Origin of the sequence: Methanoregula sp., assembly GCF_003170075.1 — an archaeon.
GTDB lineage: Archaea > Halobacteriota > Methanomicrobia > Methanomicrobiales > Methanospirillaceae > Methanoregula.
Window position 1 is genome coordinate 1 of the sequence record NZ_PMZU01000002.1, and the last position, 5,083, is coordinate 5,083.

At 53.2% G+C, this 5,083-nt stretch carries 5 protein-coding genes; all 5 read left to right on the forward strand.

The features are described from left to right. Window positions 1-266 precede the first annotated feature (266 nt). Genes QZN75_RS00175 through QZN75_RS00195 form a run of 5 tightly spaced genes read left to right on the forward strand, consistent with a single transcriptional unit; the run spans window position 267 to window position 4,631 of the window. Window positions 267-527, forward strand: coding sequence for a 4Fe-4S binding protein (locus QZN75_RS00175; protein WP_292423172.1), 261 nt, complete (start codon window positions 267-269; stop codon window positions 525-527). A 50-nt stretch (window positions 528-577) separates the two neighbouring features. Next, a complete protein-coding gene (locus QZN75_RS00180; protein ID WP_292423175.1) occupies window positions 578-985 on the forward strand; it encodes a molybdopterin dinucleotide binding domain-containing protein in 408 nt (135 codons plus the stop codon). Further along, window positions 982-2,298 carry a formylmethanofuran dehydrogenase subunit B gene (locus QZN75_RS00185; RefSeq protein ID WP_292423177.1) on the forward strand — a complete coding sequence of 439 codons (1,317 nt, stop codon included), beginning with the start codon at window positions 982-984 and terminating at the stop codon, window positions 2,296-2,298. Before QZN75_RS00180 ends, QZN75_RS00185 begins: the two co-directional genes overlap by 4 nt. A 2-nt stretch (window positions 2,299-2,300) precedes the next feature. After that, the gene (locus QZN75_RS00190; RefSeq protein ID WP_292423179.1) at window positions 2,301-4,013 is read left to right on the forward strand and encodes a formylmethanofuran dehydrogenase subunit A; all 1,713 of its coding nucleotides are present in this window, start codon (window positions 2,301-2,303) and stop codon (window positions 4,011-4,013) included. 9 nt (window positions 4,014-4,022) lie between these two features. Further along, window positions 4,023-4,631: a formylmethanofuran dehydrogenase subunit C gene (locus QZN75_RS00195; RefSeq protein ID WP_292423182.1), complete on the forward strand. Its 609-nt coding sequence runs from the start codon at window positions 4,023-4,025 to the stop codon at window positions 4,629-4,631. Window positions 4,632-5,083: the final 452 nt, after the last annotated feature.

Consider the following 5,083-nt stretch of genomic DNA (forward strand, 5'->3'; position numbering starts at 1 on the left):
TAACGATTGTAAGCGGATTGTTGTCTTGTTCACAAGATCTGTATTGCAAATGTTGATTAGCTTCATTTAACTATATTAAAGTTTTTCATTTAATGATTCTATGGAGGGAGCAAATACGAGCCAGTATCGCTCATAGTATAATGTTTTGTTCTAACTTTTGGATTAGAGTTAGTGAATTATGTATACCCCTCATGTGAATTCAGATAACTATAATTAACTGGCTCAATAACATAGAAAATATCGACTACAAAGTAGGCGTGATTGGTATGGCGTTTTCAGTACACGTAAATATAGAAAAATGCACCGGTTGTGGCCAATGCGTCGTCGCATGTCCGGTTGATGCACTTGAACTTCATACGGTGGACCCGGTGACGAACGAGAAGATTTACGCAGTTAAGAACGGGAAGTCAATACACCTTGACGTGAAAGCCGAGCTCTGCGCGGGCTGCGGCGTCTGTGTCCTTGCCTGCCCATTCGATGTGATCCGGCTTTCTGGAAAGGGAGAGATGATCCCGAGCGAGGCCTGAAACAGAAGCCCTGATACCTGATTCCGTTTTAGCGTTTTCTGAGGATTACCATGACAAAGAACATCAGTTTAAACCTGATCTCGGGACGCACCATCCAGCAGGGTGTTGCTATCGAAGGTGGCAAAGAGAAGCCCTTGTACCGCACTGCCGCCGGCATTATTGAGATGGACGAGTCCGACTTTAAAAAACTCGGCGTATGGAAGAACACCAATGTCAGGGTCACCAGCCCTTATGGCAGCGTTGTCGTCAAAGCGATAGAGACCTCCCAGGGACCGCACCCGGGTGTTGCTTTTATCCCGATGGGACCATGGGCAAACTCCATCATTGATCCGAACACCTACTCAACGGGGATGCCAACGTTTAAAGGAACTCCTGTGACACTGGAAGTCGCCGCGAACGAGCCGATCCTACTCGGTATCGAACTTGTACAGAAACTCTGTGGGGTGAAAACAGCATGACCAAGACTATAACCGATGTGGTCTGCCCTTTCTGTGGAACACTCTGTGATGATATTGAAGTGATTGTTTCCGATGACGGTAAGAAACTCATCGAAGTCGACAATGCCTGCGTGATTGGGACAGAAAAATTCCTGCACTCCCAATCATCGGACCGAATCACCCGTCCGCGGATGCACCAGGAAGACGGGTCATGGAAGGAGATCTCCTATGACGAGGCTGTTGAATACACCGCCCAGATGCTCGCAAAGGCGAAAAAACCGCTCATGTTCGGCTGGTCTTCTACTAACTGCGAGGCCCAGAGCGTGGGTAATGAGATTGCCGAAATGAGCCGGGCATGCTGTGACAATACCGCGGCAACATGCCACGGCACTTCCCTGATTGCAATTCAGGATGTCGGTCTTCCTTCCTGTACCCTCGGGGAAATCAAGAACCGTGCGGATAGGATTATCTTCTGGGGCTGCAACCCGGCACATGCCCACCCCCGGCACATGTCCCGATATTCCATCTTCCCCCGCGGTTTCTTTACCGGCAAGGGACAGATGAGCCGCAAGCTGATTGTTGTTGATCCCCGTGTCACCGACACCGCCAAGATGGCCGACATCCACCTCCAGGTGGAACAGGGTCAGGACTACGAACTCCTGGACGCACTTCGTGTTGCCTTTAAGGGTGAATGGCTCCCTGATGTCGTTGCCGGCATACCCAGTGAGAAGATCCGCGAGGCTGCTGATGTCCTGAAAAGCGGCCGGTTCGGCATCATCTTCTTCGGTATGGGTGTCACCCAGTCTCTTGGTAAGAACCACAACATCGATGAGGCAATTGCCGTCACTAAAGATCTCAACGAGTACACGAAATTCTCGATCATGCCGATGCGGGGCCACTACAATGTTACCGGCTCCGGAGAAGTCTTCGCATGGCAGTTCGGGTTCCCCTACGCAGTCGACCTTACCCGCGGCTTTGCTCGTTACAACCCGGGTGACACAAGTACGATCGACCTCCTCACCCGCGGAGAAATTGACGCCATGTTAACCATCGGCAGCGACCCGGGTGCACACTTCCCGATAAGCGCTGTCAAGCCAATCGCCAACATGCCGTCAGTCTGCATTGACCCTCACCTGACCCCGACATCCGGTGTTTCAAAACTCCATGTCCCGGTTGCCTTCAATGGCGTCGAGACCGGTGGTAACTGCTACCGCATGGACAACGTACCAATTGACTGCCGCAAAGTAGTCGAGCCCCCGGAGGGGATGCTCACCGATGAAGAGTTCCTGATAAAAGTCCGCGACCGCTTAAAACAGCTCAAGGGGGCGGCATAACCATGTCAGAATACATCATCAAAAACGGTCATGTCTTTGACCCGGTCCAGGGCATCAAAGGCGACAAGAAAGATATCTCAATCAAGGACGGAAAGATAGTCGACAAGGTCAGCTCCTCGGCAAAAGTTATCGATGCCAGGGACAAGACCGTTATGGCAGGCGCCGTGGAGATCCATGCCCACATCGCAGGGCCCAAGGTCAATCTCGGCCGCATCTACCGGCCCGAGGACAAGCTCTTCAGCTGTACGCCAACCCATGGCATGGAGAGGATGGGTGGCGGGGCATCGATCCCGACCACGTTCAAGACCGGCTACGAGTACGCAAAGATGGGCTACACCACCGCGATGGAAGCCGCGATGCCCCCGCTCTTTTCGCGCCACGTCCACGAAGAGATCCGCGACACACCCATTATCGATGAGGGTGCATTCCCGGTCTTCGGGAACAACTGGTTCGTGCTTGAGTACCTCAAGAACCACGAAGTTGAGAACACCGCCGCCTACATCGCCTGGCTCCTCCGCGTAACGAAAGGTTACGCAGTCAAGGTCGTCAACCCCGGCGGGACTGAAGCTTGGGCATGGGGCCTAAACTGTCTCTCCGTTAACGACCCGGTTCCGTATTTCGACATTACTCCCGCAGAGATCATCAAGGGACTCATCGAGGCCAACGAGTACCTCGGCCTCCCGCACTCGATGCACATCCACCCGAACAACCTCGGGAACCCGGGATGCTACGAGACCACGCTCGAAACAATGAAACTCGCAGAAGGCTTCAAGGCCAAAAACAAGTTCGGCCGCGAGCAGGTCATGCATCTCACCCACACCCAGTTCCACTCGTATAAGGGAACTAATTGGGGAGACTTCGAGTCTGGTGCCAAGGAAGTCACGGACTACGTGAACAAGAACAAGAACATTACCATCGACACCGGTAATGTAACTCTTGACGAGACCACCACAATGACGGCGGACGGCCCGTTCGAGCACCACCTCTGCGGCCTCAACCACCTTAAATGGGCGAATGTTGACGTGGAGCTTGAGACAGCAGCCGGAGTCGTACCGTACATCTACAGCCCGAACATCTCGGTCTGTGCGATCCAATGGGCAATCGGCCTTGAGATCCCTCTGATGATGAAGGACCCGATGCGCTGTTACATCACTACCGATCATCCGAACGCAGGTCCGTTTACCCGATACCCGCGTGTCATCAAGTGGCTGATGTCCGAGAAGGCCCGTGAGACCCAGATCAACGCCTTCAAGCACAAGGATAAGGTCCTTTCCCAGACCAGTATCGGCAGCCTTGACCGCGAGATCTCGCTGTACGAGCTTGCCCAGATGACCCGAGCCGGCCCGGCAAAATCTCTTGGTCTTTCAGCCATGTGCGGCGGTCTGAAACCAGGCATGGACGCTGACGTTGCAGTCTATAACTTCAACCCGGACAAACCCGTTGCAAACCCCGATGATATTGAGACAGCGTTCTCGCGCTGTGCAGCCGTCTTCAAGAGCGGCGTGCTGGTAGTCCAGAACGGCGAGATCATCAGCACCGGCCATAAACGCACGCTCTGGGTTAATGCGAAGGTCAATGATAACCCGCAGGTCATGCGCGATATCAGTGAAAAGTTTGTGAAGTTCTACAGTATGACGCAGAACAACTACGAAGCACTCGGGCACACATTCGTCCCGAACCCGTACGCGGTCGAAGTCGATGCAACGCATGCGTAGGTGAGCGAGATGGAAACCGTAACCATTACCATGAAAAATGCGCCTGCACTGTATCTTGAGGCCGACAACGTGTCTCCCGATGCATTTGCCGGCAAAACTGCAGCACAGATCGCAGAACTCTCTGTCCACGAGGGCAACACTACCTCGACTCTTGGGACATATTTCGAGGTCAACGGCAATGCAGGTGCAACTGCAGCTGACACGAAGATCGTTGTCAAAGGCGATGTTAAGAAAGTGAAGTACCTCGGTTTCAAGATGACCGCCGGGGAGCTTGTTATCGAAGGCAACACCGATCTGTACGTCGGCGCGTGGATGACGGGTGGCAAGATCCTCGCGAAGGGTAATATCGAGGCATTCGCCGCGACCGCTATGAAGGGGGGCGAATTGATCGTTGAGGGTAATGCCGGCAATTACCTCGGCGCTGCCTACCGCGGAGACTGGAGAGGCATGTCCGGCGGCAAGATCCTCGTCAAGGGCAATGCCGGCTCAGATATCGGCATGTACATGACCGGCGGCGAGATCGTCGNNAAGTTTGCCCACTTCATCGGTGACATGGGAGAGCGCCACAAGAAGAAAAAGGGACAGGTTATCTACGGGAACCTGTATACCAGGGTATAACTTTTTTTCTTTGAAGTTCGCTTTATTGTGCTCTAGATAAAAATCTCGTTTTTCCTAATCCGGCAAACAATTTTTTTAGCACGTTAAAAAAAATCCGGTTTCGCACAGATTACTTTACCATACCGTTCAACGGTAATGTTACAAACAGCATCACGTCAGGGCGGAGCTTAAAAAAAGACCGAAAATACGGGAACCCGCCATCGGGCGTGATCGTGCAGAACCGGAATTGCCGGCACGGCACAGTACCAGATCCATGGGTGGGGCACCCCCACCCTTCAGCGCATGATGACACCCCCCTCCATCAGGTAAAGAGGGGGGATCCTCCCCCTCGGTTCCACCAATCCAACCACCGTTTCCCATGGACTTACGGCGGTTACCAAAAAATTCCGGAACGATGGCAAGAGGGGTATCCCCCGCTCAAAAAAAATTGGGATCCCCCTCCCCCCCTCCTC

What these genes read in the sequence shown, in the direction of transcription:
- QZN75_RS00175 (WP_292423172.1), top strand. Translation starts at nt 267, where the DNA reads ATGGCGTTTTCAGTACACGTAAATATAGAAAAATGCACCGGTTGTGGC.
- QZN75_RS00180 (WP_292423175.1), top strand. Translation starts at nt 578, where the DNA reads ATGACAAAGAACATCAGTTTAAACCTGATCTCGGGACGCACCATCCAG.
- QZN75_RS00185 (WP_292423177.1), top strand. Translation starts at nt 982, where the DNA reads ATGACCAAGACTATAACCGATGTGGTCTGCCCTTTCTGTGGAACACTC.
- QZN75_RS00190 (WP_292423179.1), top strand. Translation starts at nt 2,301, where the DNA reads ATGTCAGAATACATCATCAAAAACGGTCATGTCTTTGACCCGGTCCAG.